This window comes from Pseudomonas sp. 2,4-D, assembly GCF_030418155.1.
GTDB lineage: Bacteria > Pseudomonadota > Gammaproteobacteria > Pseudomonadales > Pseudomonadaceae > Aquipseudomonas > Aquipseudomonas alloputida.
This window is the reverse complement of record NZ_JAUHUI010000031.1, coordinates 23,480-48,108: the sequence shown is the minus strand read 5'-3', so window position 1 is coordinate 48,108 and position 24,629 is coordinate 23,480. Positions and strand designations below refer to the sequence as shown.

Annotated in this window: 20 protein-coding genes and 1 pseudogene; 7 read left to right on the top strand and 14 right to left on the bottom strand. The window is 62.9% G+C overall.

Going from position 1 to position 24,629, the window contains the following annotated elements; all coding sequences use genetic code 11:
* Nucleotides 1-31: 31 nt before the first annotated feature.
* The 3 genes from QYE47_RS19765 to ptsP are packed head-to-tail and all read right to left on the bottom strand — an operon-like array spanning nucleotide 32 to nucleotide 5,571.
* Complete coding sequence (locus QYE47_RS19765; protein WP_070383470.1) at nucleotides 32-1,774, bottom strand: PTS fructose-like transporter subunit IIB; 1,743 nt, start codon at nucleotides 1,772-1,774, stop codon at nucleotides 32-34.
* Nucleotides 1,771-2,718, bottom strand: a complete 948-nt coding sequence (gene pfkB, locus QYE47_RS19760; RefSeq protein ID WP_014589710.1) for a 1-phosphofructokinase — start codon at nucleotides 2,716-2,718, stop codon at nucleotides 1,771-1,773. Before pfkB ends, QYE47_RS19765 begins: the two co-directional genes overlap by 4 nt.
* The gene (gene ptsP / locus QYE47_RS19755) at nucleotides 2,719-5,571 is read right to left on the bottom strand and encodes a phosphoenolpyruvate--protein phosphotransferase (protein WP_014589709.1); all 2,853 of its coding nucleotides are present in this window, start codon (nucleotides 5,569-5,571) and stop codon (nucleotides 2,719-2,721) included.
* A 284-nt stretch (nucleotides 5,572-5,855) separates the two neighbouring features.
* Here ptsP and cra point away from each other — a divergent pair, with 284 nt between their 5' ends.
* Both cra and QYE47_RS19745 read left to right on the top strand, forming a co-directional pair.
* Nucleotides 5,856-6,851: a catabolite repressor/activator gene (cra, locus tag QYE47_RS19750; RefSeq protein ID WP_070383469.1), complete on the top strand. Its 996-nt coding sequence runs from the start codon at nucleotides 5,856-5,858 to the stop codon at nucleotides 6,849-6,851.
* Nucleotides 6,852-6,853: 2 nt separating this feature from the next.
* Entirely contained in the window at nucleotides 6,854-7,630 is a 777-nt protein-coding gene (locus QYE47_RS19745; protein WP_014589706.1) for a TatD family hydrolase, read from the top strand.
* A gap of 44 nt (nucleotides 7,631-7,674) precedes the next feature.
* Here QYE47_RS19745 and ampE read toward each other — a convergent pair whose 3' ends face one another.
* From ampE to QYE47_RS19730, 3 genes are all read right to left on the bottom strand, one after another.
* Entirely contained in the window at nucleotides 7,675-8,505 is an 831-nt protein-coding gene (gene ampE / locus QYE47_RS19740) for a regulatory signaling modulator protein AmpE (RefSeq protein WP_070383468.1), read from the bottom strand.
* On the bottom strand, nucleotides 8,502-9,074 hold the full coding sequence (gene ampD / locus QYE47_RS19735; RefSeq protein ID WP_070383467.1) for a 1,6-anhydro-N-acetylmuramyl-L-alanine amidase AmpD: 573 nt from the start codon (nucleotides 9,072-9,074) through the stop codon (nucleotides 8,502-8,504). Before ampD ends, ampE begins: the two co-directional genes overlap by 4 nt.
* Nucleotides 9,075-9,162: 88 nt before the next feature.
* Entirely contained in the window at nucleotides 9,163-11,322 is a 2,160-nt protein-coding gene (locus QYE47_RS19730; protein WP_070383466.1) for a DUF1631 domain-containing protein, read from the bottom strand.
* 243 nt (nucleotides 11,323-11,565) lie between these two features.
* Between QYE47_RS19730 and nadC the strand changes: the two genes are divergently transcribed.
* Nucleotides 11,566-12,414 carry a carboxylating nicotinate-nucleotide diphosphorylase gene (nadC, locus tag QYE47_RS19725; RefSeq protein WP_003247317.1) on the top strand — a complete coding sequence of 283 codons (849 nt, stop codon included), beginning with the start codon at nucleotides 11,566-11,568 and terminating at the stop codon, nucleotides 12,412-12,414.
* Nucleotides 12,415-12,487: 73 nt separating this feature from the next.
* On the opposite strand, the gene trxB is transcribed toward nadC, so the two are convergent.
* On the bottom strand, nucleotides 12,488-13,450 hold the full coding sequence (trxB, locus tag QYE47_RS19720) for a thioredoxin-disulfide reductase (protein WP_003247318.1): 963 nt from the start codon (nucleotides 13,448-13,450) through the stop codon (nucleotides 12,488-12,490).
* A gap of 329 nt (nucleotides 13,451-13,779) precedes the next feature.
* Between trxB and cysZ the strand changes: the two genes are divergently transcribed.
* Entirely contained in the window at nucleotides 13,780-14,508 is a 729-nt protein-coding gene (gene cysZ / locus QYE47_RS19715) for a sulfate transporter CysZ (protein ID WP_003247319.1), read from the top strand.
* A 44-nt stretch (nucleotides 14,509-14,552) separates the two neighbouring features.
* On the opposite strand, the gene QYE47_RS19710 is transcribed toward cysZ, so the two are convergent.
* The 3 genes and pseudogenes from QYE47_RS19710 to QYE47_RS19700 form a co-directional block, all read right to left on the bottom strand.
* Nucleotides 14,553-15,170, bottom strand: coding sequence for a GAD-like domain-containing protein (locus QYE47_RS19710; RefSeq protein WP_003247320.1), 618 nt, complete (start codon nucleotides 15,168-15,170; stop codon nucleotides 14,553-14,555).
* An 18-nt stretch (nucleotides 15,171-15,188) separates the two neighbouring features.
* Nucleotides 15,189-16,535: pseudogene (locus tag QYE47_RS19705) on the bottom strand (DUF6861 domain-containing protein).
* A gap of 225 nt (nucleotides 16,536-16,760) precedes the next feature.
* Entirely contained in the window at nucleotides 16,761-18,077 is a 1,317-nt protein-coding gene (locus QYE47_RS19700; protein WP_003247322.1) for a PAS domain-containing methyl-accepting chemotaxis protein, read from the bottom strand.
* A gap of 178 nt (nucleotides 18,078-18,255) precedes the next feature.
* On the opposite strand from QYE47_RS19700, the gene QYE47_RS19695 reads away from it, so the two are divergent.
* Nucleotides 18,256-19,446 (top strand): glycosyltransferase family 1 protein, encoded by a 1,191-nt coding sequence (locus QYE47_RS19695; protein WP_070383465.1) that lies wholly within the window; start codon nucleotides 18,256-18,258, stop codon nucleotides 19,444-19,446.
* A gap of 63 nt (nucleotides 19,447-19,509) precedes the next feature.
* On the opposite strand, the gene QYE47_RS19690 is transcribed toward QYE47_RS19695, so the two are convergent.
* Nucleotides 19,510-19,992, bottom strand: coding sequence for a glutathione peroxidase (locus tag QYE47_RS19690; RefSeq protein WP_014589696.1), 483 nt, complete (start codon nucleotides 19,990-19,992; stop codon nucleotides 19,510-19,512).
* A gap of 145 nt (nucleotides 19,993-20,137) precedes the next feature.
* On the bottom strand, nucleotides 20,138-20,623 hold the full coding sequence (locus tag QYE47_RS19685; protein ID WP_003247325.1) for a peptidylprolyl isomerase: 486 nt from the start codon (nucleotides 20,621-20,623) through the stop codon (nucleotides 20,138-20,140).
* Between QYE47_RS19685 and QYE47_RS19680 the strand changes: the two genes are divergently transcribed.
* Both QYE47_RS19680 and pta read left to right on the top strand, forming a co-directional pair.
* The gene (locus QYE47_RS19680) at nucleotides 20,622-20,924 is read left to right on the top strand and encodes a DUF3565 domain-containing protein (RefSeq protein ID WP_019436945.1); all 303 of its coding nucleotides are present in this window, start codon (nucleotides 20,622-20,624) and stop codon (nucleotides 20,922-20,924) included. The two genes, QYE47_RS19685 and QYE47_RS19680, sit on opposite strands and share 2 nt — an antisense overlap.
* A 31-nt stretch (nucleotides 20,925-20,955) precedes the next feature.
* The gene (gene pta / locus QYE47_RS19675) at nucleotides 20,956-23,043 is read left to right on the top strand and encodes a phosphate acetyltransferase (RefSeq protein WP_014589695.1); all 2,088 of its coding nucleotides are present in this window, start codon (nucleotides 20,956-20,958) and stop codon (nucleotides 23,041-23,043) included.
* Nucleotides 23,044-23,121: 78 nt separating this feature from the next.
* On the opposite strand, the gene QYE47_RS19670 is transcribed toward pta, so the two are convergent.
* Both QYE47_RS19670 and QYE47_RS19665 read right to left on the bottom strand, forming a co-directional pair.
* Nucleotides 23,122-23,841: an OmpA family protein gene (locus QYE47_RS19670; RefSeq protein ID WP_003247328.1), complete on the bottom strand. Its 720-nt coding sequence runs from the start codon at nucleotides 23,839-23,841 to the stop codon at nucleotides 23,122-23,124.
* A gap of 109 nt (nucleotides 23,842-23,950) precedes the next feature.
* On the bottom strand, nucleotides 23,951-24,595 hold the full coding sequence (locus QYE47_RS19665; protein WP_070383464.1) for an MBL fold metallo-hydrolase: 645 nt from the start codon (nucleotides 24,593-24,595) through the stop codon (nucleotides 23,951-23,953).
* Between the last annotated feature and the right edge of the window lie 34 nt (nucleotides 24,596-24,629).

Sequence of the window (24,629 nt, the reverse complement as noted above, 5' to 3'; positions counted from 1 at the left end):
CACAAGGCCGCTCCCACAGAACGAGGTCTGCTCATACACTTTTAGCAGGCGCCACGGCCAACTCCACACGCTCGCTCTTCTTGATAACCGCATACACCACCGCTGTCACCAGGCTACCCGCCACAATCGCCAGCAAATACAGCAACGCATGGTTGATCGCGTTGGGGATCAACAACACGAACAAGCCGCCATGCGGCGCCATCAGCTTGCAGCCAAAATACATCGACAATGCCCCGGTCAACGCACCACCGGCGATACTGGCCGGGATCACCCGTAACGGGTCCTTGGCGGCAAACGGAATCGCCCCCTCGGAGATGAAGCACAGCCCCAGCGCCAGCGCCGCCTTGCCCGCCTCGCGCTCGCTCTGGGCGAACTTGCGCCGGGCCAGGAAGGTGGCAATCCCCAAGCCAATCGGCGGCACCATGCCGGCGGCCATGGTGGCCGCCATTGGCGCGTAGCTCGACGATGCCAGCAGCCCCACCGAGAACGCATAGGCGGCCTTGTTGATCGGCCCGCCAAGGTCGACGCACATCATGCCGCCCAGCAACAGCCCCAGCAGGATCGCATTGGTGGTGCCCATGCTGTCGAGGAAGTGCGTCAGGCCTTCGAGCATCGCCGCTACCGGCTGGCCGACCACGTAGATCATCACCAGCCCGGTGAACAGACTGGCCAGCAATGGAATGATCAGGATCGGCTTGAGCGCCTCCAGGCTGCTGGGCAAGCGCGCCCATCGGGCAATGGCCTTGGCGCTGTAACCGGCGAGGAAACCGGCGACGATGCCACCGATGAAGCCGGCCCCCAAGGTGCTGGCCAACAGGCCGCCGATCATGCCCGGGGCCAGCCCGGGGCGGTCGGCGATGGACCAGGCGATATAGCCCGCCAGTAGCGGAACCATCAGTTTGAAGGCGGCTTCACCGCCAATCTGCATCAACGCCGCCGGCAAGGTACCCGCCTCTTTGTAGGCCTCGATACCGAACACGAACGACAGGGCAATCAGCAGGCCGCCGGCCACCACCATCGGCAGCATGAACGACACGCCGGTCAGCAAGTGCTTGTACACGCCGGTTTTCTCGCCCTTGGTCGGTGTGGTCGCCGCTGCGGCGTCGGCAGCGTTTTCCACCGTGGCTTGCGCCAGGGCTTTGTCCAGGGTAGCGCGGGCCTGCTTGAGGGCAATGCCGGTACCACAACGGTAAATACGTTTGCCGGCGAAACGTGCAGTGGGTACTTCAATGTCGGCGGCCAGCAGCACCACGTCGGCCGCAGCGATGGCGTCAGCGGACAAGGGGTTGCGCGCACCGACCGAGCCCTGGGTCTCGACGGTAAGCTGGTAGCCCAGTTGTTGTGCGGCTTGCTGCAAGGCCTCTGCGGCCATGAAGGTATGGGCTACGCCGGTCGGGCATGCAGTGACGGCAACGATGCGAGCGCCAGCACTGCCAGTTGCGGCAGGGGTGTCTGTCACTGCGGCCAGCAGCTCGGCGTTGGCCGCTGCTTCGTCGAGAAAGCCTTCGCGATCAGCCAGCGCCTGGGACGGCGTGCTTTGGTACAGGCGCTTGCCGACGAAGCGGGCCAGATCCACCGGCCCGGTGCTGACCACAAGCACCCAGTCAGCCTCGGCGATCTGTGCGGCGCTCAGTTGCCGCTCGGGGTGTTCAGTATTCTGCACTTCGACGCTGGTGCTCCAGCCGCGACGCTGGGCAGCGGCGGACAGCAAGCGTGCACTCAGTACACTCGATACCTGGCCATTGGGGCAGGCGGTGACTATGGCAATGTTCATCGGCAACCCTCTTGTTGTTCTGTCAGTTGCACGGCCGCCTCCAACTGCGCCAGGTGCTCGCGGTCATGGATGCCGAAGCCAACCTGGGTAACGGCCTGGGCGGCGATGGCAGTGGCCCGGGTCAACGTCTGCGCAGGCGCCTCGGCCAGCAGCAGGCCGTGGACCATGCCGGCCACCAGCGAATCCCCCGCCCCCACCGTGCTGGCAACCCGCACCTTGGGTGGGCGGGCCTGCAGGGCCAGATCGCGACTGAACCAACTGACGCCCTGCTCGCCCGCAGACACCACCACGTGTTCAACGCCACTGTCCAGCAGGCGCTTGGCGGCGGCGCGCTGTTGCGCCAGGTTATCCACAGCCAGGCCCAACACTTCGCCCAGTTCTTCGGTATTGGGCTTGACCAACCAGGGCGCGCTTTGCAAGCCGACACGCAGGGCTTCACCACTGCTGTCCAGGACTACCTTGAGGCCTTGGGCCTTCAACCGTTCGAGCAACTGGCGGAACCAGTCGGCACTGATTCCACGCGGCAGGCTACCGGCCACCACCACGGCATCGTGACCGGGGGCAATCTGTTCCAGCCTGTGCAGCAAGGCGCTGCGTGCCGCCTCGTCGACCTCCGGGCCCTGCCCGTTGATGTCGGTCACGCGGCCATCGGCCTCGACCAGCTTGATATTGCTGCGGGTTTCGCCCGGCACACGGACAAAGCAGTCGGTAAAACCGCGGCCGTCGATCAGCGCCTCGAAGGGCTGCAGATTGTCGCGCCCGAGGAAACCGCCCACGGTTACGCTGTGCCCCAGGTCGGCCAGTACCTGGGCAACGTTCAGCCCCTTGCCTGCGGCGTGACTGTGCTGCGCCTGGCTACGGTTGACCTGCCCTGGGCGCAGAGTGTCCAGGCCGATGGTGATATCCAGCGCAGGGTTCAGGGTAAGAGTGAGGATCTTGGCCATTCAGTAACGCTCCACCAGCGCGCGAACTGCTGCGGCGCTGTCCTGTTGCAGGGCCTCGCGCGCCAGGGCGCGGGCTGCCTGATGATCGGCCTGGCGAACCAGTGCCTTGACTTCGGCGATGCTGCGCGCGGAGACGCTGAGTTCGTCCACGTCCAGCCCCAGCAGCACGGCCACCGCCTGCGGGTCGGCCGCCAGCTCGCCACACACGCCCACCCACTTGCCGTGGGCATGGGCGGCGCGCACGGTCATGTCGATCAGGCTCAATACCGCCGGGTGCAGGCCATCGGCCTGTGCCGAGAGGCTGGGGTGGCCACGGTCGATGGCCAAGGTGTATTGAGTCAGGTCGTTGGTGCCGATGCTGAAGAAGTCCACTTCGCGCGCCAATTGCGCTGCCAGCAGGGCCGCTGAAGGGACCTCGACCATAATGCCCAGTTGCAGGTCGGCTACCGGGATTTCTGCACGCAGGCGCTCCACCATGGCCCGAGCCTCACGCCACTCGTGCACCTGGCCAACCATGGGAAACATGATACGCAACGGGCGCTGGTCGGCGGCCCGCAGCAACGCGCGCAACTGGTCTTCCATCACTTGCGGGCGCTGCAGGGTCAAACGCACGCCGCGCACGCCGAGGAAGGGATTTTCCTCGGCAGCGATCGGCCAGTAAGGCAACGGTTTGTCGCCGCCAACGTCAAGGGTTCGCACCACCAGCGGGCGCCCATCGAGGCCATCGAGCACGCGGCGGTACTCGGCTTCCTGGGTAGCCACATCCGGCGCTTGAGGGTGGGCCATGAAAATCAGTTCGGTGCGCAGCAGGCCGACACCTTCGGCGCCCTGCTCCACCACCTTGGCGATGCCGTTGCTATCGCCGATGTTGGCAAACACCTCAACGGCATGCCCATCACGGGTGATAGCCGGCTCGAAGCGGTTGGCCCAGGCGGCCTGCAGGCGTTGCTCGCGCAGGTCACGCTCGGCCAGCGCCCGCTGCAGCTCATCCGCTGGCGGTGCGACGCTGACCACACCACGCTGGCCATCGAGCAGCAGCGGCGTACCACTCTCCAACAGCAGTATCGATGCACCCGCGCCGACCACTGCTGGTATGCCCAACGCCCGGGCGACGATGGCACTGTGGGCCGTGGCGCCGCCCTGGGCGGTGACAATGCCGGCAACCCGGTTGGGATCCAGGCGAGCGACATCGGATGGACCGACTTCGGTCATCACCAGCACATAGGGTTGCTCGGGTTCAACCTGCGCCTGCACACCACACAACTGCGCCAGCACGCGGCGGCCAATATCGCGCAGGTCGGCGGCGCGCTCGGCGAGCAGCGCATCGTGCAACGCCTCTTGCTGACGGGCCGCAGCTTCGATCACGGCCATCCATGCGGCCGCAGCGCTTTCGCCCTGGGCCAGGCGCTGTTCGACATCGTCGGTCAGGGCCGGGTCGGCAAGCATTTCCTGGTGGGTGACGAAAATTTCGCCAATGGCTTTGTCGCTGCGCAGGACCAAAGCCTGCAGTTCGCCGTTGACGGTAGCCAAGGCTTCGCGCAGTTTCTGCCGCTCCAAGGCGCACGATTCACCCCGCAAGGGATAGTCGAACTCACGCTCGACACAGACATGCGCCGGGCCGCTGGCAATGCCGGGGGCGGCGCCCACACCCTGGATACGGCTGCCGGCCGCTGGCGCTTGCAGTACTTCGGGTACGTCATCGGCAATGGGCGCGACGCTCTGCGGTAGCGGTTCTACCTCTTCACCCAAGCCTTGTTCGATAGCAGCCAGCAGCACCGGCAAGGCATCGGCAGCGATGCTCGGTTCGGCGACCAGTTCCAGTGCCTGACCACGGCGTGCGCCGAGGCTGAGCAGCTTGCTCAGGCTCTTCACCGATACGGCTGGCTGCGCGCTATCGACCAGGCGCACACGGATTTCCCCTTCAAAGCCTTTGGCCAGTTGTGCAAGCACCTTGGCCGGTCGCGCATGCAAACCATGTGGATTGGCCAGCACGACACGTGCGCTAGGCCAGTCCGCCGGCACTTCGCCGCCCAGCACTTCCAGCACCGCACGGCTGCTGGTGGCTTGGTAGAGCATCTGCCCACGGCCTTCGATCAGCACTTCGCACAGCCGCTCAAGCAGGGCCTCGTGAGCGGCGCCAAGGCTGGCCAGGCAGAACAGACCGTTGAGCGGCTGGTCGCGGTAACGCAGCGGCTGCTGCGGGGTGATGAAGGCGAGGCCCGGCTGACGAACCTGGCGCTCGCTGTGCAGCCACCACAGGCCCTCACCCAGCGGCAGCGGCTCGGCCTGCTGCAGCACGGCGGCAAAGCCACTGTCGACACAGTCGGCACGTTGCAGCAGGCGGGCACCGCGCCAGGCCAGTTCGTCGAAGTCTTCTGCCGGCACGTTCAGCCCGACCAGCTGCGCATCCAGCGCCAGCGCCTGGGGCGCGCCCTGCAGCAGCTTGAGCAGCGCTTCGGCAGAGCTGGCCCGGCGCAAGGCTTCGGCCAGGTCGGTCTCGCCCAACGCCCGGGTCAACAGCTGCAGCAGGCGCAGGTGTTCGTCGGAGCGGGCGGCAATACCAATGGCCAGGTAGACCATTTGCCCGTCACCCCAGTCTACCCCCTCGGGGAACTGCAGCAGGCGTACGCCGGTGGCATACACCAGGTCACGTGTTTGCGGCGTACCATGGGGAATGGCGATGCCCTGGCCAAGGAACGTGGAGCCTTGTGCTTCCCGGGCCTGCAGCCCTTGCAGGTAACCCTCGGCGACCAGACCGTCCGCAACCAGCCGATCCGCCAGAAGGCGTAACGCCTCGGCCTTGTCGGCGGCCTTCTGGCCCATGGCTATCTGCTCATTGGCGAGCTCGAGCATGACCTTCTCCTTTTGCAGTTCCCGTTCGGGTACTGGAGTATTGTTGTGAAATTCACATAAAGGGCCAGTTCAGCAGCCTCGCGCGGGTGGCAGCCGAGGCAGAAAATTCGGCAGCTGAAACGTTTAATCTGACCAGACGGCCACGTTACTCGATAATCTGCCCAGTAAAAAGCCCCATCCTGTCGGACAATTGCGACAATGGTCGTCTGCGCGTGATGCCTGTACCGGGTCAAACTACCCGGTCCGGCCTTACAGCCAGCCCCGGTAATAACAAGGAAAATTCGGTGAAACTCAGCGATATCGCCCGTCTGGCCGGTGTGTCCGTGACCACTGCCAGCTACGTCATCAATGGCAAGGCTGAACAGCAGCGCATCAGTAACAGTACTGTCGAGCGGGTACGCGCGGTGGTCGAAGCCCACGGCTTCACCCCCAACCCGCAGGCTGCTGGGCTGCGCAGCCGGCATACCCGCACCCTGGGCTTCATTCTCCCGGATCTGGAGAACCCCAGCTACGCCCGCATTGCCAAGCAACTGGAGCAAGGCGCACGCGCCCGCGGCTACCAGCTGCTGATCGCCAGCAGCGATGACCAGCCAGACAGCGAGCGCCAACTGCAGCAACTGTTCCGTGCGCGCCGATGTGATGCGCTGTTCGTTGCCAGTTGCCTGCCGCCAGAAGATGACAGCTACCGCGAGCTGCAGGACAAAGGCCTGCCGGTGATTGCCATCGACCGCCGTCTGGACCCCGCACACTTCTGCTCGGTGATCAGCGACGACCGCGATGCCAGCCGCCAGCTGGCCACCAGCCTGCTCAGCTCGGCCCCACGCAGCATCGCCCTGATAGGCGCACGCCCCGAGCTGTCGGTTAGCCAGGCACGTGCCGGCGGATTCGACGAAGCCCTGCAAGGCTATACCGGCGAAGTACGCCGCTATCAGGGCGAAGCCTTCAGCCGTGAGTGCGGCCAACGCCTGATGCAGCAACTGATCGACGACCTGGGTGGCCTGCCGGATGCTCTGGTGACTACTTCGTACGTGCTGTTGCAGGGCGTGTTCGACACCCTCCAGGCGCGCCCGGTCGACTCGCGCCAACTGCAGTTGGGTACCTTTGGCGACAACCAGTTGCTCGACTTCCTGCCGCTGCCGGTCAATGCCATGGCCCAGCAGCATGGCCAGATTGCGGCCACCGCGCTTGAACTGGCACTGGCCGCCATCGAGGAAAAACGCTATGAACCCGGCGTGCACGCTGTTGGCCGCACCTTCAAGCAACGCATCTCAGCGGCCTGAACATGCGCCTGATCGACACCCACACCCACCTGGACTTCCCCGACTTCGACGCCGACCGACCGCGCCTGCTGGCCAACGCGGCGGCGCGTGGGCTGGAGCGAATGGTGGTGCTGGGGGTGTACCAGGCGAATTTCCAGCGGGTGTGGGAACTGGCCTGCGCCGAGCCGCGCCTGTTCGCCGCGCTTGGCCTGCACCCGGTCTACCTCGACCAGCATCGCCCTGAGCACCTGGTGCAACTGCGCGAGTGGCTGGAGCGCCTGCGCGACAACCCGCGGCTATGTGCCGTAGGTGAGTTTGGCCTGGACTATTACCTCGCAGACATTGACAAGACCCGCCAGCAGGCGCTGTTCGAAGCGCAACTGCAGATGGCTTGCGACTTCGAACTACCGGCCCTGCTGCACGTGCGCCGCAGCCATGCCCAGGTGATTGCCACACTCAAGCGCTACAAGCCAGCGCGGGCGGGGGTGATTCATGCGTTTGCCGGCAGCTACGAAGAGGCCCGCGAGTACATCAAGCTGGGGTTCCTGCTGGGGTTGGGCGGTGCGGGTACCTGGCCGCAGGCGCTGCGGCTGCGCAAGACCTTGGCGCGGCTGCCACTGGACAGTGTGGTGCTGGAGACTGATGCACCGGACATGGCACCGGCGATGTACCCGGGGGTTCGCAACAGCCCGGAGCACCTGCCGGAAATTGCAGCGGCGCTGGCGCACGTAATGGGGCTGGATGTGGAGGTGCTGGCACAGGCCAGCACCCGCAATGCTTGCACGTTGTTCGGCTGGTGAAACTCGGGTGACCGGGATTCCCGTGGGATGCGATCGGCCCCGAATCAGACCAGCACGGTCCACAGCGCGAACCCGGCATACCACAGCACTGCACAGCGCAACAGCAATTCCCACAGACTGTCCAGCCGCCCCAACCCGCGCTGGCTGTCCTCTTCCTCGGGAATGTCATCGGCAATCCGCCCTACCCGAGCCACCAGGTGCCCGGCGCTGATGTGCCAGTTGAGCACTTCGTGCAGCATCACCCGTGTCACCGCGAGGAAGTTGCCCACCAGGGCAAAGCTCAATGCCAGCGCCCGCACCGGCAACCAGTCCATGATGTGCCGCAACTGCTCGGCACGCGCCTTCAAAGCCGGCTGCTTGCTGTGCTCACTACACAGCGCCAACAATCGATAAGCCAGCGCAGCGCCAGGGCCCAGTACGAAATACCAGAAGATCACCGCAAAAAAGCCCTGGTACACCTGCCTCAGCAAGTTACCCTGCACCCGCACCAGCAAGCTGTGCGGTTCATCGGCCACCAGGCCCAGGTCGCGCTCGGCCGCGTGCAGCGCCGCCTGATCATCCCCCCGCCGCCAGGCATCACGAAACGCCCCCAGCGATGCCTTGGCATCGCCGCGGCCCAGGCTGTAGATCAGCACCAGCAAGTGCACCGGCAACGCCAGCAAACCATAGGCCACCGGCTCCAGCACATGCAGCAGCAACACCAGCAGCGCTACCGGTGCCAACACCAGGATGGCCAACGTCCACCAGGGGTGGACCTTGCCGTTGCGTTCCAGACGCACCAGTTCGCCAAGAAAGAACCCATCGCGCTGCACCTGATGGCGCAGGGCCGAAAACTTCTCGACCCACAGCGCCAGCAACAACACCAGAAAACTCATGCCTTGTCCTCGTTGTGCTGCAGCGCCTGGCGGTAGCGCGACCAGTCGAAGGCCGGGCCGGGGTCGGTCTTGCGCTGCGGGGCAATGTCACTGTGGCCCTGAATGCGGCTCAGGTCGATGGCCGGCCAGGCAGCGCGGATGTGCCGGGTGAGTTGTTCCAGCACCGCATACTGGGCATCGGTATAGGGCAGGTCGTCGGTGCCTTCCAGTTCGATGCCGATGGAAAAGTCGTTACAGCCTTCGCGCCCGTCAAAGCTCGACACACCCGCATGCCAGGCACGATCATGCAACGACACGAACTGCGTCACCGCGCCGTCACGCTCGACGAACAGGTGCGCCGACACGGTCAGGTGGTTGATGCTGGCAAAATACGGGTGTTCATCAAGGGCCAGGCGGTTCTGGAAGAATTGCTGCACCTTGCCCGTGCCGAAACAGGCCGGGGGCAGGCTGATGTTGTGGATCACCAGCAGGGAAATCGATTCGCCTTCGGGGCGCGAATTGAAGTTCGGCGAGGGGCAGTGGGTGATTCCGATTCCGTGGAACCAGCCAGTGGCACGGTCCAATTGCATGGGCAGATCCTGAAAAACGCCGTGAACATGCCCACAGTATGCCCTGCGGCCAACGCCGTGTGCATGTGAATGATTGTAATGCGTCGGCCTATTGCGCCTGCCCTTGCCGCAAGCTTTCAAGTACCGCCTCCAGCGCCCGTTCGAACAACAGGCGATCATCCAGCACGCGCACTTCGTGCCGCTGCAGTGCCTGGGCCAGGCTGGCGCTGCTCCACTCGCGCACTTTCATGCCGGTGCGGTTGGCGAACACCAGCCTGTCACTGCTGTCGATACGCGCGACCAGCTTGCAGCGCAGCGGCTCATCTTCGTCGAGAACCTCGACCCAAGTGCCGATGCGCAGGCGTTGCGCCTGGCGCAGCACTGCAGCCTGCCCGTCGGCAGCGTGCAGGGGCACGCAGGCGGGCTCTTCGGCAATCGCCAGCACAATCTCTTGGGCCACCCGCACATCGCCCAAGGATTGGCCCTCCCCTCCCGGCAGCGCCTCATTACCTGCGCAGGCGCGCAAGTGCAACTGTTCCAGTTGCAGGAAGAACTCGCGGGTCGCCACCGCGTCCAGGGCTACGCTGGCCAGGCCATCGCGCAGCGCCTTGAGCAGGCCTGGCACCTGCTGCAGCAAGGTTTGTGGCTCATGTGGCGGCGTGATGCTGGCCAGCAGCATGTCCATCGTCTGCACTGCGTCGCGCCAGGCCTGTGAGGCCTCACCCTGTTTCAGCCAAGCCAACAGCAGTACCTGGCTCCAGGCCTGCACCAGCATTTGCACCACCACCTGCGGCAATACCCGGCCGCGCAGGCGCTGGTTGAGCACGTGCTGCACCTGCTGCCTGGCCTGCATTGCCCGGGCACGGCCTTCTTCGGCGTCGCGAGTGCGTTGCTCCAGCAACTCGTTACGTCGCCGTTCGTCCTGATTGAATGCCAGGAAGTCGTCGAGCAACTCGGCGAACAAGCTGGCATCGTCGGCAAAATCATTGAGCAAGCGCTGGACGATACGCTCTACCCGCATGTGCAAGCTGTCACGCTGGCACTCGCTGCCGCACTCCCAGCCAATCGCGGCGCCGGCGATTTCGTTGAGCAAACGGCGCGCCGGGTGGTTACTCCGGCTAAACAGCCCCTTGTCCAGTAATGCCACCTTGAGCAAGGGAATATGAAGGCGCGCAATCAGCGCCCGCAGGCTGGCCGGCAGGTTGTCATCGTTGTGGATGAACGCGAACAGCAGGCCAACCAGGTTGATCATGTCTTCGTCAGCCACCTGAAGGCGCCGACGCGTACCGCTGCGCACACTGACCCGCAACAGCAGCTGCTCAAGCTGCTGGCCGAGCTCGAAGTCATCGGCCTCGTACGTGGCGGGCACATAGCGCTGCAAATGCGAAAGTAGCCGGAGCAGGTCGGCGGTACTGATCGGCTGGGCGGCAGCCACCGCTTGCAAGCGCGGAGCGAACTGCCCGCGCACCGGCGCCAGCAGTGCCTGCAACGAGGCAAACAACGTCTGCCCTGCGGCGTCCGCCCCCTCCTCCTGGCCAAGGTTCGCCGGCCCGGGTCGCGCACGCATGCGCCGGTCTTCGGCACGCCGGCGCGGCGCCGGTTGCAGCTCGGGCAGCACGCCGGCAGCGGCCAGCAACTGGTTGGCTTCGCCATAGATCACATCGACATCGCGCAGCACATAACGCTCGAACAGCTTCAGCAGCACCAGCTTGACCCGCAGGCCAACGCCCAGATTACGCCCGGCGTCGAGAAAGTAACGACACAGCGCGGCTGGCCCCAATGGGTTGTACTGCTCGTACAGGGGGCGGTCGAGCAATGCCTGCAGGCGCAGACCCAGTTGCTGCAGGGCGATGCCATCGCGTGACAGCACCCGCGCTACCATGCTCTCGATAGCGGCGGCCCGCTCCATTTGAGCCTTGCTGCGCGGGTTACCCGGCTGGGCCAGGTTTGCCAGCAAGTCCACCTGGCCGGCTCGGAGGAAAGCATCATGGAACGTATCCAGAAAACCACGCTCGATGCTCTTGCGCTTCAGGCGCAGGTCACGCATGGCCTCGAAGTACAGGTTCTGGTCACTGCGGTCCAAGGCCTTGTCGGCCATTTCGAAGAGCGTGTCATCGGCATTGTCGAACAAGTCCTGCAGGCCCTGACGCAACTGCAACGCGGCCTTGTCGCGCACCTGCAGCAACAAGACCGGAAGGCAAGGATGAGGCGTACGCCCCCCTCGGTCGATGGCTGCCGCCAAGGGCACCACCTTGCCTTCTTTTTGCATCCTGGACTCCTTGCAGGGTGTCTTGCCCGAAAGGGCTGGAAAATCGTCAAAGCCATGGCGCCAAATACTAGTCGCCATTATCGGTAAAAAATCGCATAGCTACCAGCGTCGTTTCGCTGGCTGGCTAAAGACCCTGATCTGCTCCGATTACTCACGACGTCCGACCAAAGGTCAGCGCCAAGGCGGCTGTACACACCGGCCCCCTGCCCTATAATCGCGGGCACCTAGCTTGTGGAGCCGACCATGCCGAACCTACGCCTTGCCGACCTGACCGCTGAAATTGAAGCCAACGTGCGCCGCGCGCTGTTGGAGGACATCGGCAGTGGCGATATCACCGCGCAACTGATCCCGGCCGAGCGCCTGGCCAAGGCGACCATCATCACCCGTGAAAACTGCGTGGTCGCCGGTACCGCCTGGGTCGATGCCGTATTCCGCCAGCTCGACCCGCGCGTTGCAGTGCACTGGCAGGTGGCCGACGGTGAGCAGGCCACTGCCAATCAGCCGTTGTTCCACCTGGAAGGCCCGGCCCGTTCGCTGCTCAGTGGTGAGCGCAGCGCACTGAACTTCCTGCAGATGCTGTCGGGGGTCGCCACCCGTGCGCGCTTTCTCGCCGACCTGGTAGCCGGCACCCAGGTGCGCCTGCTGGACACCCGCAAAACCCTGCCGGGCCTGCGCCTGGCGCAAAAATACGCAGTGACCTGCGGTGGGTGCGACAACCACCGCATAGGCCTGTACGACGCCTTCCTGATCAAGGAAAACCACATCGCCGCCAGCGGCGGCGTAGCCGAGGCTGTGGCCGCAGCGCACCGCATTGCGCCGGGCAAGCCGGTGGAAATCGAGGTCGAAAGCCTGGACGAACTGCGCCAGGCGCTGGCCGCTGGCGCGGACATCATCATGCTCGACGAGCTGAACCTGGACGAAATGCGCGAAGCCGTGCGCATTACCGCGGGCAAAGCCAAACTTGAAGCCAGCGGCGGGGTCAACGAAACGACCCTGCGGGTGATTGCCGAGACAGGGGTGGACTACATCTCGATTGGCGCCATGACCAAGGATGTGAAAGCGGTGGACCTGTCGATGCGACTGAGCCTGTGAGCTGATAGCAGGCAATAAAAAACCGGCGCTTGGCCGGTTTTTGATTGGGGGCGCTTTGCCCCCTTTTCTCAGATCAGAACGAGGCGTTGGCCAAACCGTCCAGGTAGCGCTCGACATCCAGCGCTGCCATGCAACCCGCACCGGCCGAAGTGATGGCCTGGCGGTAAACGTGGTCAGCCACGTCGCCAGCGGCAAACACACCCTCGACGTTGGTAGCGGTGGCGTTGCCTTCGCGGCCGCCGTTGACTACCAGGTAGCCGTCTTTCAGGGTCAGCTGGCCTTCGAACAGCGAAGTGTTCGGGGTGTGGCCAATGGCGATGAACACGCCGTCGACCTTGATTTCGTCGCTGCTGCCGTCGTTGTTCTTCAGGCGTGCACCGGTTACGCCCATGTTGTCACCCAGCACTTCGTCCAGGGTGGCGTTGAGCTTGAGCTCGATCTTGCCTTCGGCCACACGGGCGTTCAGCTTGTCGACCAGGATCTTCTCGGCGCGGAAGGTTTCGCGACGGTGTACCAGGGTCACTTTGCTGGCGATGTTGGCCAGGTACAGTGCCTCTTCCACGGCAGTGTTACCACCACCGACCACGGCGACCGGCTTGTTGCGGTAGAAGAAACCGTCACAGGTGGCACAGGCCGAAACACCCTTGCCCATGAAGGTTTCTTCCGACGGCAGGCCCAGGTAGCGAGCGCTGGCGCCAGTGGCGATGATCAGCGCATCACAGGTGTACTTGCCGCTGTCACCCTGCAGGGTGAACGGCTTGTTGGCCAGGTCGACAGCGTTGATGTGGTCAAAGACGATCTCGGTTTCAAAACGCTCGGCGTGCTCTTGCATACGCTGCATCAGGGCCGGGCCGGTCAGGCCGTGGGGGTCGCCCGGCCAGTTGTCGACTTCGGTGGTGGTGGTCAGCTGGCCACCAGCCTGCATGCCGGTGATCAGCAGCGGCTTGAGGTTGGCACGGGCGGCATACACCGCAGCGCTGTAACCGGCAGGGCCGGAACCGAGAATGATGACGCGCGAATGACGTACTTCAGACATGTCGAACTCCTGTCGAGCGGGCCGCAGGGCCGGCATCGGTGTACCGGCTGCGCCAGCCAAGAAATTAAAAAGGACCCACGCAGCACTTGGGGAAGGCTAAAACGCGCAGGCCCGCAAAGCGAAAAGTTGAGCGCACTGTAGCGAGGTCGCAAAGATTAAGGAAATATCCTTAGACAATCCACCTCATAGGCATCGCCTATGCTGCGATTTCATCGATAAACACCCCCGGGCGCTTTTGTTACATCCCGTTTCCCGCCGACTGCGTGCCTTTCGTCGGCGCGGCAAACTCGGTAAGGTCAGCGCGTTTTCCTTCTCTGCGGAGTATCTAGATGCAAGCCCCTGTCCTCTCTGGCCCCCAATACCTGCGCGAAGGCCTGAAACTGGTGCTGAGCCCCAACCTGCGGTTGTTCGTGCTGCTGCCCCTGGCGGTCAACCTGTTGCTGTTCGGTGGCCTGATCTACTTCGCCGGCCACCAGTTCGGCCTGTGGCTCGATGCCCTGATGCCCACACTGCCTGACTGGCTGAGCTTCCTCAGCTACATCCTCTGGCCGCTGTTCGTTGCGTTGCTGGTGCTGATGGTGTTCTTCACCTTCACCTTGGTGGCCAACATCATTGCCGCGCCGTTCAACGGTTTTCTGGCGGAAAAGGTCGAGGTGGTAGTGCGTGGCGAAGACACCTTCCCAGCCTTCAGCTGGGGCGAGCTGGCAGCCATGGTACCGCGCACCTTCAGCCGCGAAATGCGCAAGCTGGGCTACTTCCTGCCACGCGCCATCGGCCTGTTCGTCCTGTCGCTGATCCCGGTGGTCAACGTGGTGGCTGCGCCGCTATGGCTGATCTTCGGCGTGTGGATGATGGCCATCCAGTACATCGACTACCCGGCGGACAACAACAAGATGAGCTGGCAGGACATGCTCGCCTGGCTGCGGCAGAAGCGCTGGCAAAGCCTGGGCTTTGGCGGCATCACCTACCTGGCGCTGATGATTCCCGTGGTGAACGTGCTGATGATGCCGGCGGCGGTGGCCGGGGCTACGCTGTTCTGGGTGCGGGAGCGGAGCTGAAGGAGCGAGGGGCTGCAGGGCAGCCCCTTTTTGCGGATTGCTTTTTAGAAGTCGGAGAAACTGTAGGGTTCGAGGGTGGCAATCTGAGAAAGCAGTATTAGATGTTCCACTGCCTTAACCTTCTCGAGATTAGCAAGGTCGCTTGACCCGCCGAACGCCAAGGCTGGAACGAACCCATACATTTCATCATGCTTTAGCATGCCCAATTTCTTCTTTGCGGGCTCGAACATACCATCAAAGTCAACAGACGCCTTCTCTTTGCCAAGGAAGAAACCTTGCACTTCCCTGTCCATATCCGCCGCCGTCAACTCATATTCACTGCCCCTGTATCGTGAAATATGAGCCAAAATCTTTACTGAGAAACCCGTTTGCTCTCCAAAGAGATACAGGTCACCAAATGCGCCGCGAGCGATCAGGTGGTATCTATCCCGCTTCTCCAATATTGTGCCTTCGATAAGCGAGGCAGTTACCCCTTCATATTCCTGGGGATTGACAGTCCAAAATATCCCGTCACCATACCCGCACCAACCGTGCTCACTCCAATACGCTAACAATTTGTTCGGCAAGATCCCTCTGTATCGATCCAGACTTGAGGGAGGAACCTCCTGTCGAAAAAACGGCTCACCAACTTGCTCTACAAACAGGGAAAAAACCTCATCCACGGCGAAACCCTCAAGCGACTAGCATTTATGCAGTTTTACGTTCAACAAGCCTGATCCCACGCCCGATTTTGAAGCTTTCTCGGCAGCAGCTTTCAAGCCCTCAACTCTGCTTTTCCATTGTGGGCCTATGCTCGAGTTAACTTGCCTGTCGCCAAAATCAGAAATAGTATCCCGTCCACCGGCGATCAAGTCAGGATTATGCAAAGCTGCGAGAGATGACAGGGTTTCCTTTGCCTGCTTCACCGAGAGCTTTCTAGCTTCAATGGCATTCATAGTTTTCATCAGATCCCTCTGAATTCTCTCCTGTAACTTATCATAAAGTTACTTTCTCGCTATTTTTGCAATGCGCGGATCTCGCTTCGCCGGATTAGCGATATTTTCGAGAAACTCTTCAACCGTTAGCCGATTCAACCCATCCTGCTGTCCCTTCAGCTGCCGTTCAAACTCGCCATGCTTCGATGCTGGCAATTTATCCGCCTTGAAACATGCCACCGTATGCAAAGACATGCTACCGGGCTTACCTGTTGACGGCTCCTTGTCTTCTTCTGCCCGCCGATTCGGCTGAACTGGCTGCGGATCACCCATCGCCCCCTTGCGCCGCTCCGGCACTTGCAGATCCGGCCGTTTCTTCAACCCTTCCTCATGCTTGAGCATCCATTGCCCCAGCCGCGCGCCTTTGCGGCTGGCCGCCATCTCCTGGGCCAGCACTCGGGCATCGCCGCGTCCGCGGGTGAGGTACGACACGATCGCCCCCAACAACAGCACCACGACTTCCACATGGCCTTGAGCAATCTGATGCGTGGCCCGAGGTATCGCATAGGGGTCGTCCCGGCAGAACGGGCCGGTGCCTTCATTGCCGCAGGTGCCTTCCCAGGCGAAGCGGATGCCATCGACGTAGTACTCGCCGATACGCGGCAAGCCCTCGATGAAGAACTCGGCAATGGAAGCCAGCCCCAGCGCGCCAAGGATCCAACCACTGACCTTGAGGCCCATGGCCGCGCCTGCGCCAGCGAACGGAATGGTTCCGGCGCCGCCGGCGAATGCGCCGACCCCTGCGCCAAGCAGGCCACCGGTAATGGTGCTGCCGACGACGATCATCGCCATCTGCTGCACGACCCTCAGCAGTTCGTCGACGATGCTGTTGATGTCAAGGTCGGCGAAGCGCTGGCGTAGCATGTGCGCCGCCTGCCATTCGGCGTAATAGAAGGCTGTGCGGACAGCTTCGATCCGGCGCAGGTTAAGGCCCAGTGAGGCGACCTCTTCATTGAGGCTGGTGCGGAACTGGCCACCGCTTTGGTAGCCCACCATGGCGATGACACGTGTCTCGATCTCGTGCCAGGAGGGCACGAGGTAATCCAGGTACATGAGGTGTCTCCCTGACAACGTGTGCAGGGGGAAATCCCATCATGGATTCGGATCGGAGGTTTCTGAGTCAGTTGTAGGAAAATGCAACTTCGTTTCCGGCATGCTCGGCGAAGTTCAGCTGTTCAGTCGTTACCGTGGGTAAGGCTGGAAATTTTTATCGTTCTTGAGATCGAGCGCCGCGCAGGTGAAGCTCGATCCCATGGCCATTACAAACCCCAAGCCAAATCAAAGACTCAACCGGCTGGAAAACTGCCCCACTACGTCCACTACCCGCTTCGCCCCGTCCTGGATCTCGACAATCACGCTGCCCGTCTCATCCGCCAGCGCCAACCCCTGTTCGGCCTGGCGCTTGCTGGTGTCGATGATCGACACTGCTGCCTGCGCCAGTTGTTCGTTCTGCTGTACCACCCGGGCGATTTCTTCGGTGGCGGTGCTGGTGCGAGAGGCCAGTTGGCGCACTTCGTCGGCAACGACGGCAAAGCCCCGCCCTTGCTCACCGGCACGGGCGGCTTCGATGGCCGCGTTAAGGGCCAACAGGTTGGTCTGCCCGGCAATGTCGCTGATGGTCTTGATGATCGAACCGATCACCCGCGACTGGGTATCCAGCGCCTGGATCCCGTCGGCCGCCTCTTGCATCGAAGCCTCCAGTCCACGCATCACGGTGACAGTCTGGGTGACCACTTCGGTGGCCTTGCGAGCACTGACATCGGTACCCAGCGAGGTGTTGTAGGCGACATCTGCCGCCTCAGCCACTGCCAGCTCCTGATTGACCTGATCGGTGATCACGGTGGCGAACTTGACCACCTTGTACAGCACATCGTGGGCATCGAAGATCGGGTTGTACGAGGCCTCCAGCCAGATCACCCGGCCATGGGCATCGATGCGCTTGAAGCGCTCGGCAACATATTCGCCACGGCGCAGCCTGTCCCAGAACGCTTGGTAGCCAGCCGAGTTGACCTCCTGCGGTTCGCAGAACATGCGGTGGTGCTTACCGCGAATCTGCTCCAGGCGATAGCCGACGGTGGCCAGGAAACGATCGTTGGCAGTGAGAATGATGCCGTCGAGGTCGAACTCAATCACCGCAGTAGAGCGCATCAGGGCCTTGATCAGGCTTTCGTGCTCGCGTGAGGTCTCGATGGTTCGCGTGAGGTCGCTGGAATGCAGGGTGAAGTACTTGATGCGCCCCTCGCTGTTCTTCACCGGCTGCAGGATCGAGCGTAGCCAGGCTTCCTGACCATTGCCCCGCAGAAGACGGAACGCACCGTTCAGGTGTTCGCCACGGCTGATCGCACTTTTCATGCGCTGGTAGAAGTCCAGCGACTTTACGTGGGCGGGGACGATGTCCTCGATATTGCGTCCAAGCAATTGTTCGGCACGGTAGAGCATCTCGCTCTCGAAGTTGCCGTTGACCATCTCGATCCGTCCCTGAGGGTCGAGCTGCAGCACCAGCATCTCGCTGTCGAGACTACTCTTGACCTGTTCGATGGACATCAGGTCTTCGCGCAGTTGCCGGATTTCTTGCTTGAGCTTGTTGTTGAACATCACCGCTCTCCTGGAGCGCATCACGTAGTCGAATGCATCTTCATCGGCTGCCGGGGACACCTTCTTGAGTGCTGTGCGAGGAAATATTCATGAAGGCAAAAGTGCCGGCAGTCAGGCGTCATCTTTACGTCACAAGGCGGTCACATTAGCGCAACCCGGCAGGCGGAAACTTTTTGTCATGAATACACCCGCCCTACGCATTACCCTGGTCAGCGAAACCTTCCCACCCGAGATCAATGGCGTGGCCAACACCCTTGGCCGCCTCAGTGATGGGTTGCGCCAACGCGGGCACGAGGTCGAGGTGGTGCGCCCGCGCCAGGCCGGCGAAGGGCACGTGCACAACGATCCGCAGCTGATGCTGTGCCGTGGCTGGGCGCTGCCGGGCTACCCGGGTTTGCAGTGGGGCGAGGTGTCGATGCACAAGCTGTTGCGCCGCTGGCGCCGGCATCGCCCGGATGTACTGTACATCGCCACCGAGGGGCCGCTGGGGCTCAGCGCACTACGCGCGGCCCGACGCCTGGGGGTGGCGGTGGTCAGTGGCTTCCACACCAACTTCCCGCAGTATTCCGGCCAGTACGGCCTTGGCCTGCTGGCGCGCCTGCTCACCCACTACTTGCGCTGGTTCCATCGGCGCACGGCAATCACCTTGGTGCCAAGTGCCAGCCAGCGCCTGGAGCTGGAGCGTCGCGGTTTCGAACGCCTGGAGCTGCTGGCCCGAGGAGTCGATGCCTGCCTGTTCCATCCGGCCCGGCGCAGCCAGGCCCTGCGCGAAAGCTGGGGGCTAGGCCCGGAGGACATCGCCGTACTGCATGTCGGGCGACTGGCGGCGGAAAAGAACCTTGGCTTGCTACGGCCTTGCTTCGAGGCATTACGCAAGACGTATCCACAAAAGCGCCTGCGCCTGATCATGGTCGGCGACGGGCCTCAGCGCGCCAGGCTTGAACAAGAGATACCGGACGCCGTGTTTTGCGGCGCCCAGCGCGGTGAACGACTGGCCGAGCACTATGCCAGCGGCGACCTGTTCCTGTTCCCGAGCCTGACCGAGACCTTCGGCAATGTGGTGCTCGAAGCCATGGCCTCAGGGTTGGCGGTAGTTGCTTATGACGAGGCGGCCGCAGCGCAGCATATTCGCCATGGCCACAGTGGCGCGCTGGCCATGCCGGGGGACCAGGCGGCGTTTGTCGATGCAGCGTGCTGGTTGCTGGAAGAAGTGGAGACCTTGCGCAGGGTGCGCCTGAATGCGCGACAGCATGCCAGCCGCCAGGGCTGGCCGGCGATTGTCGAACAGTTCGAGGAGTATCTGAACAGCGCATGCCGGCAACCTGGTGCTACGGCTGGGCGTTCTGCGCAATGTTTGCAGCGCCTGTGAGATCGAGCGCCGCCCGCGCGGCACTCGATCTCACAGATGCCAAAACATCGCGTCAGGCACTCTTCAGGCCAGGGCTTTTTCGATGGCCTGCACCACCGCCGGGTCATCCGGCGCCGTGCGCGGCGAGAAACGCGCCAGCACCCGGCCATCCTTGCCCACCAGAAACTTCTCGAAATTCCAGGTAATGTCACCGGGGAACTCGGCCCCCTCACCTGCCAGCAGGCGGTACAACGAATGGCGCTGCGGCCCGTTGACCTCCAGCTTGCCCCCCAGCGGGAAGCTGACCCCGTAGTTGAGGCTGCAGAAGTCCTGGATTTCCTTTTCGCTACCCGGTTCCTGCCCGGCAAACTGGTTGCACGGCAGGCCAAGCACATTGAAGCCCTTGTCCTTGTAGATCTGGTAGAGGTTCTCCAGGGCCTTGTATTGCGGCGTCAGGCCACATTTGGAGGCAACGTTGACCACCAGCACCACTTGGCCCTTGAAGGGTGCGAGGGGCAGCTCTCCGCCGTTCAGCGCTTCCAGTTTCAGGTCGTGAAATGCACTCATGATGAAATCCCCTCTCAGGTTCCCGGTTGCCGTGCAGGCGAATTCCGCCCACTAAAAAGGCGCTCGTCCAAACCGTTCACCTCCCGTAGGAAGGCAAATCGGCTTGCCCGAGCGCCTGGCGACTTTCTGAGCTTAGCGCAGAAAATCAGTGGTGATGGCCACCTTCACCGTGGATGTGACGGTGAGCGATTTCTTCGTCGCTGGCGTCACGCACGTTGACAACCTTGACCTGGAAGGTCAGACGCTGACCGGCCAGCGGGTGGTTGCCATCAACGGTGACGTCGTCGCCGTCGATGTCGCGGATGGTGACGATCTGCATCTGGCCGTCCGGCGCCGAAGCGTGGAACTGCATGCCTACTTCCAGCTCGTCGACACCTTCGAACAGGCTACGGTTCAGGGTGCTGACCAGTTCGGCCAGGTACTCGCCGTAGGCCTCTTCAGGTTCAATGGAAACGTTCAGTTCGTCGCCAGCCTGTTTGCCTTCCAGGGCTTTTTCCAGGCCCGGGATGATGTTGCCGGCACCGTGCAGGTAAACCAGCGGCGCGCCACCGGCGGAGCTGTCGATGGTCTCCCCGGCGTCGTTGGTCAGGGTATAGTCGATGGAGACAGCCTTGTTGGCGGCGATCAGCATGGGGCAAGACCTTTTGCAAAAGAATGTAGAGCGGACAAGTGTAACCTTGCCATCGTCCGATTGCGAACGCGGTGCAGACGAGCAACGGCCCATCAGTCGGATCAACGGCTTTCATCAGGACGAAGAAGGCCACTGGGTGGCGGAACTTTCGTGCGGCCATACCCAGCACCTGCGCCACCAGCCGCCGTGGCAGGAACGCCCCTGGGTGCTCGACCCGGCACAACGTGCGCAACACATCGGCCAACCTTTCGCTTGCGGCTGGTGCGCACAAGGGGCCGATAGCGCTACCCTTGACCGTTAATTTCTTGCACCGCTTATTTCGAGAAGCACGCATGCAGACATTTTTCATTGCGCCGACCGACTTTGGTGTCGGCCTGACTTCGATCAGCCTGGGCCTGGTGCGCACCTTGGAGCGTGCCGGCCTGAAGGTCGGCTTCTTCAAGCCTATCGCCCAGCCCCACCCGGGTGACACCGGCCCCGAGCGCTCCACCGAACTGGTCGCCCGCACCCACGGCATCAAGCCACCGGTCCCACTGAGCCTGGCCCACGTCGAGCGCATGCTCGGCGATGGCCAGCTGGACGAGCTGCTCGAAGAAATCATCCGCCTCTACCAGCAAGCCTGCGTCGGCAATGACGTGGTTGTGGTCGAGGGAATGGTGCCCACGCGCCACGCCAGCTACGCGGCGCGGGTCAACCTGCACCTGGCCAAGAGCCTGGATGCCGAAGTAATCCTGGTATCGGCCCCGGAAAACGAAGTGCTCAGCGAGCTGTCTGGGCGGGTCGAACTGCAGGCCCAACTGTTTGGCGGCCCACGCGACCCGAAAGTGCTCGGGGTGATCCTCAACAAGGTGCGTACCGACGAGAGCATGGCGGACTTCGCCACCCGCCTGCGCGAGCACTCGCCATTGCTGCGCGGTAGTGACTTCCGCCTGCTTGGCTGCATCCCCTACCAGCCAGAGCTGAACGCCCCGCGGACCCGCGATGTGGCCGAGCTGCTCGGCGCCCAGGTGCTCAATGCCGGCGATTACGAGCAGCGGCGCATGAGCAAGATCATCATCTGTGCACGCACGGTGGCCAACACGGTCCCGCTACTGACCTCGGGCACCCTGGTGGTAACCCCGGGCGACCGCGACGACATCATCCTCGCTGTCAGCCTGGCAGCGATCAATGGCGTACCCCTGGCCGGCTTGCTGCTGACCAGCGACAGCAAGCCTGACGTGCGTATCCTCGGCCTGTGCCGCGGTGCCCTGCAGGCCGGCCTGCCGATCCTTTCGGTCAGCACCGGCTCGTACGACACCGCCAACCAGCTCAACTCGCTGAACCGCGAAATCCCGGTGGACGACCGCGAGCGTGCCGAGTTCATCACCGACTTCGTCGCCAGCCACCTCGACGCGGCCTGGCTGCACCAACGCTGCGGCACGCCACGCGAACTGCGCCTGTCGCCGGCAGTGTTCCGCTACCAGCTGATCCAGCGTGCGCAGCAGGCCAACAAGCGCATCGTCCTGCCAGAAGGCGCCGAGCCACTGCTGGTGCAGGCTGCAGCCATCTGCCAAGCCCGCGGCATCGCCCGCTGCGTGCTGCTGGCCAAACCCGAAGACGTCGACGCCGTGGCCCGTGCCCAGGGCATCACATTGCCGCCGGGGCTGGAGATTCTCGACCCCGAACTGATTCGCGGGCGCTACGTGGAACCCATGGTCGAGCTGCGCAAAAGCAAGAACCTCAACGCACCGATGGCCGAGCAGCAACTGGAAGACCCCGTGGTGATCGGCACCATGATGCTGGCCCTGGACGAAGTGGACGGCCTGGTCTCGGGCCTGGTGCACTCCACGGCCAACACCATCCGCCCGGCCCTGCAGCTGATCAAGACCGCACCCGGCTCGAGCCTGGTCTCATCGGTGTTCTTCATGCTGTTCCCCGAGCAGGTGCTGGTGTACGGCGACTGCGTGATGAACCCGCACCCAAGCGCTGCCGAGCTGGCGGAGATTGCCCAACAGAGTGCTGCCTCGGCGCAGGCCTTCGGCATCGCGCCACGGGTGGCGATGATCAGTTATTCAAGCGATTCGGCCAGCGATGAAGAAGTCGAGAAAGTGCGCGAAGCGACACGCCTGGCACAGGACGCGGCGCAGGAGCTACTGATCGATGGGCCGTTGCAGTATGACGCAGCGGCCAACCCGGCGATCGCCCGAGAGCTGGCGCCGGCTAGCCCGGTGGCCGGGCGGGCCACGGTGTTCGTGTTCCCCGACCTGAATACCGGCAATACCACGCACAAGGCGGTGCAGCGCAGTGCCGACGGGGTCAGCCTGGGGCCGATGCTGCAGGGTTTGCGCAAGCCGGTGAACGACTTGCCTCGAGGGGCGCAGGTTGACGATATCGTGCATACCATTGCCCTGACGGCGATTCAGGCCAGCGTGGCGCGCTAAAAGCAGAGGCTTCTTTGCAAGCGTGAGGGAGCGGGACTGCCCGCTCCCTCAGAGCCGCAAAGCGGCCCTGAAATTCAATCAGGGATACTGCTGAACCTGACCTTGCTGCTCATACTGCTGACCCGGAATCGGCTTCAGGTTCACTTCCACACGGCGGTTCTGCGCACGACCATTGGCGTCAGCGTTGCTGGCGATCGGCTGGTCCGGGCCCATGCCACGTACAGAGATACGCGAGGCATCCACACCCTGCGAAGTCAGGTAGGTGCTGACCGCCTGCGCACGGCGCTGGGACAGGTCCATGTTGTGCTGGCGGCTGCCCGTGCTGTCGGTAAAGCCAACCACTTCGATGGTGTTCTGGTTGAACTGCTTGAACGAGCCAGCCAGGTTGTTCAGCGGCGAGTAGAAGCTTGGGGCGATGTTGGCAGAGTCGGTGGCGAAGGTGATGTTGCCCGGCATGATCAGCTTGATCTGGTCACCCTGACGCTGCACTTCCACACCCGTGTTGGCCATCTGTGCGCGCAGCTCGGCTTCCTGCTTGTCGGCGTAGTAGCCGTAACCTGCAGCGGCAGCACCCACTGCTGCGGCACCGATCAGGGCCCCCTTGCCACGGTTGTTGTGGTCGATGGCGGCACCCGCGATGGCACCGGCCAGCGCGCCCAAACCGCCATACTTGGCAGTCTTGCTCATCCCTGTGGAGCCCTGCGCCTGACCCTGGTTGTCGTAGGGGTTCTGGCCGGCACAGCCGGTCATCAGTGCAGCGGCGGTTGCGACGATAATCAGACGACGCATGGTGAACATGGACAAGCTCCTACTGAAATTCATAAATGCGGCAGATCCCAAGGGGTTCTATGCCAGCCTTGGATCGCATCGGCAACGAAAAATTCCATGAAAGTGCCTTCATGTGCCATCAGGCACGCACGAATGGGTTTTCACGCATCTCGTCGCCCAAACGGGTGTCGGGCCCGTGGCCGGTTACCACGATGGCCTCTTCGTCCAGCCGGTACAGCCGCTCCTTGATGGAACGCACGATTGCCCGCTGGTCGCCACCCCACAAATCGGTGCGGCCAATCCCACGGCGGAACAGGGTGTCACCGGCAATCAACAACTTGGCGTCGGCGAACCAGAAGCTCATCGAGCCCGGGGTATGGCCTGGCGTATGCAACGCCACACCGCAGCCGCAGGCCAGTTCTTCGTCATCGCCCAGCCAGCGGTCCGGTGCCGGTACCGGGGTGTAAGGTACGCCGAACATCTGACACTGCATCTCAAGGTTGTCCCACAACACCTGGTCGTCCTTGTGCAGGTGCAGCGTGGCACCCGTCAGCTCCTTGAGCTTGCCTGACGCGAGGAAGTGGTCGAAGTGCGCATGGGTGTGGATGATGCTCACCAGCGTCAGGCCGTGGACCTGCAGGCGAGCAAGGATCTTGTCCACATCACCACCCGGGTCGACGACAATGGCTTTCTTGGTCAGGGGGTCGCCGATCAGCGTGCAGTTGCACTGCAAAGGCCCGACGGGGAAGGTTTCGCGTAATAACTGGGGCTTTGCGGCTTCCATGGGTATTCCTTTATGATATTTGGCACAATTTTGT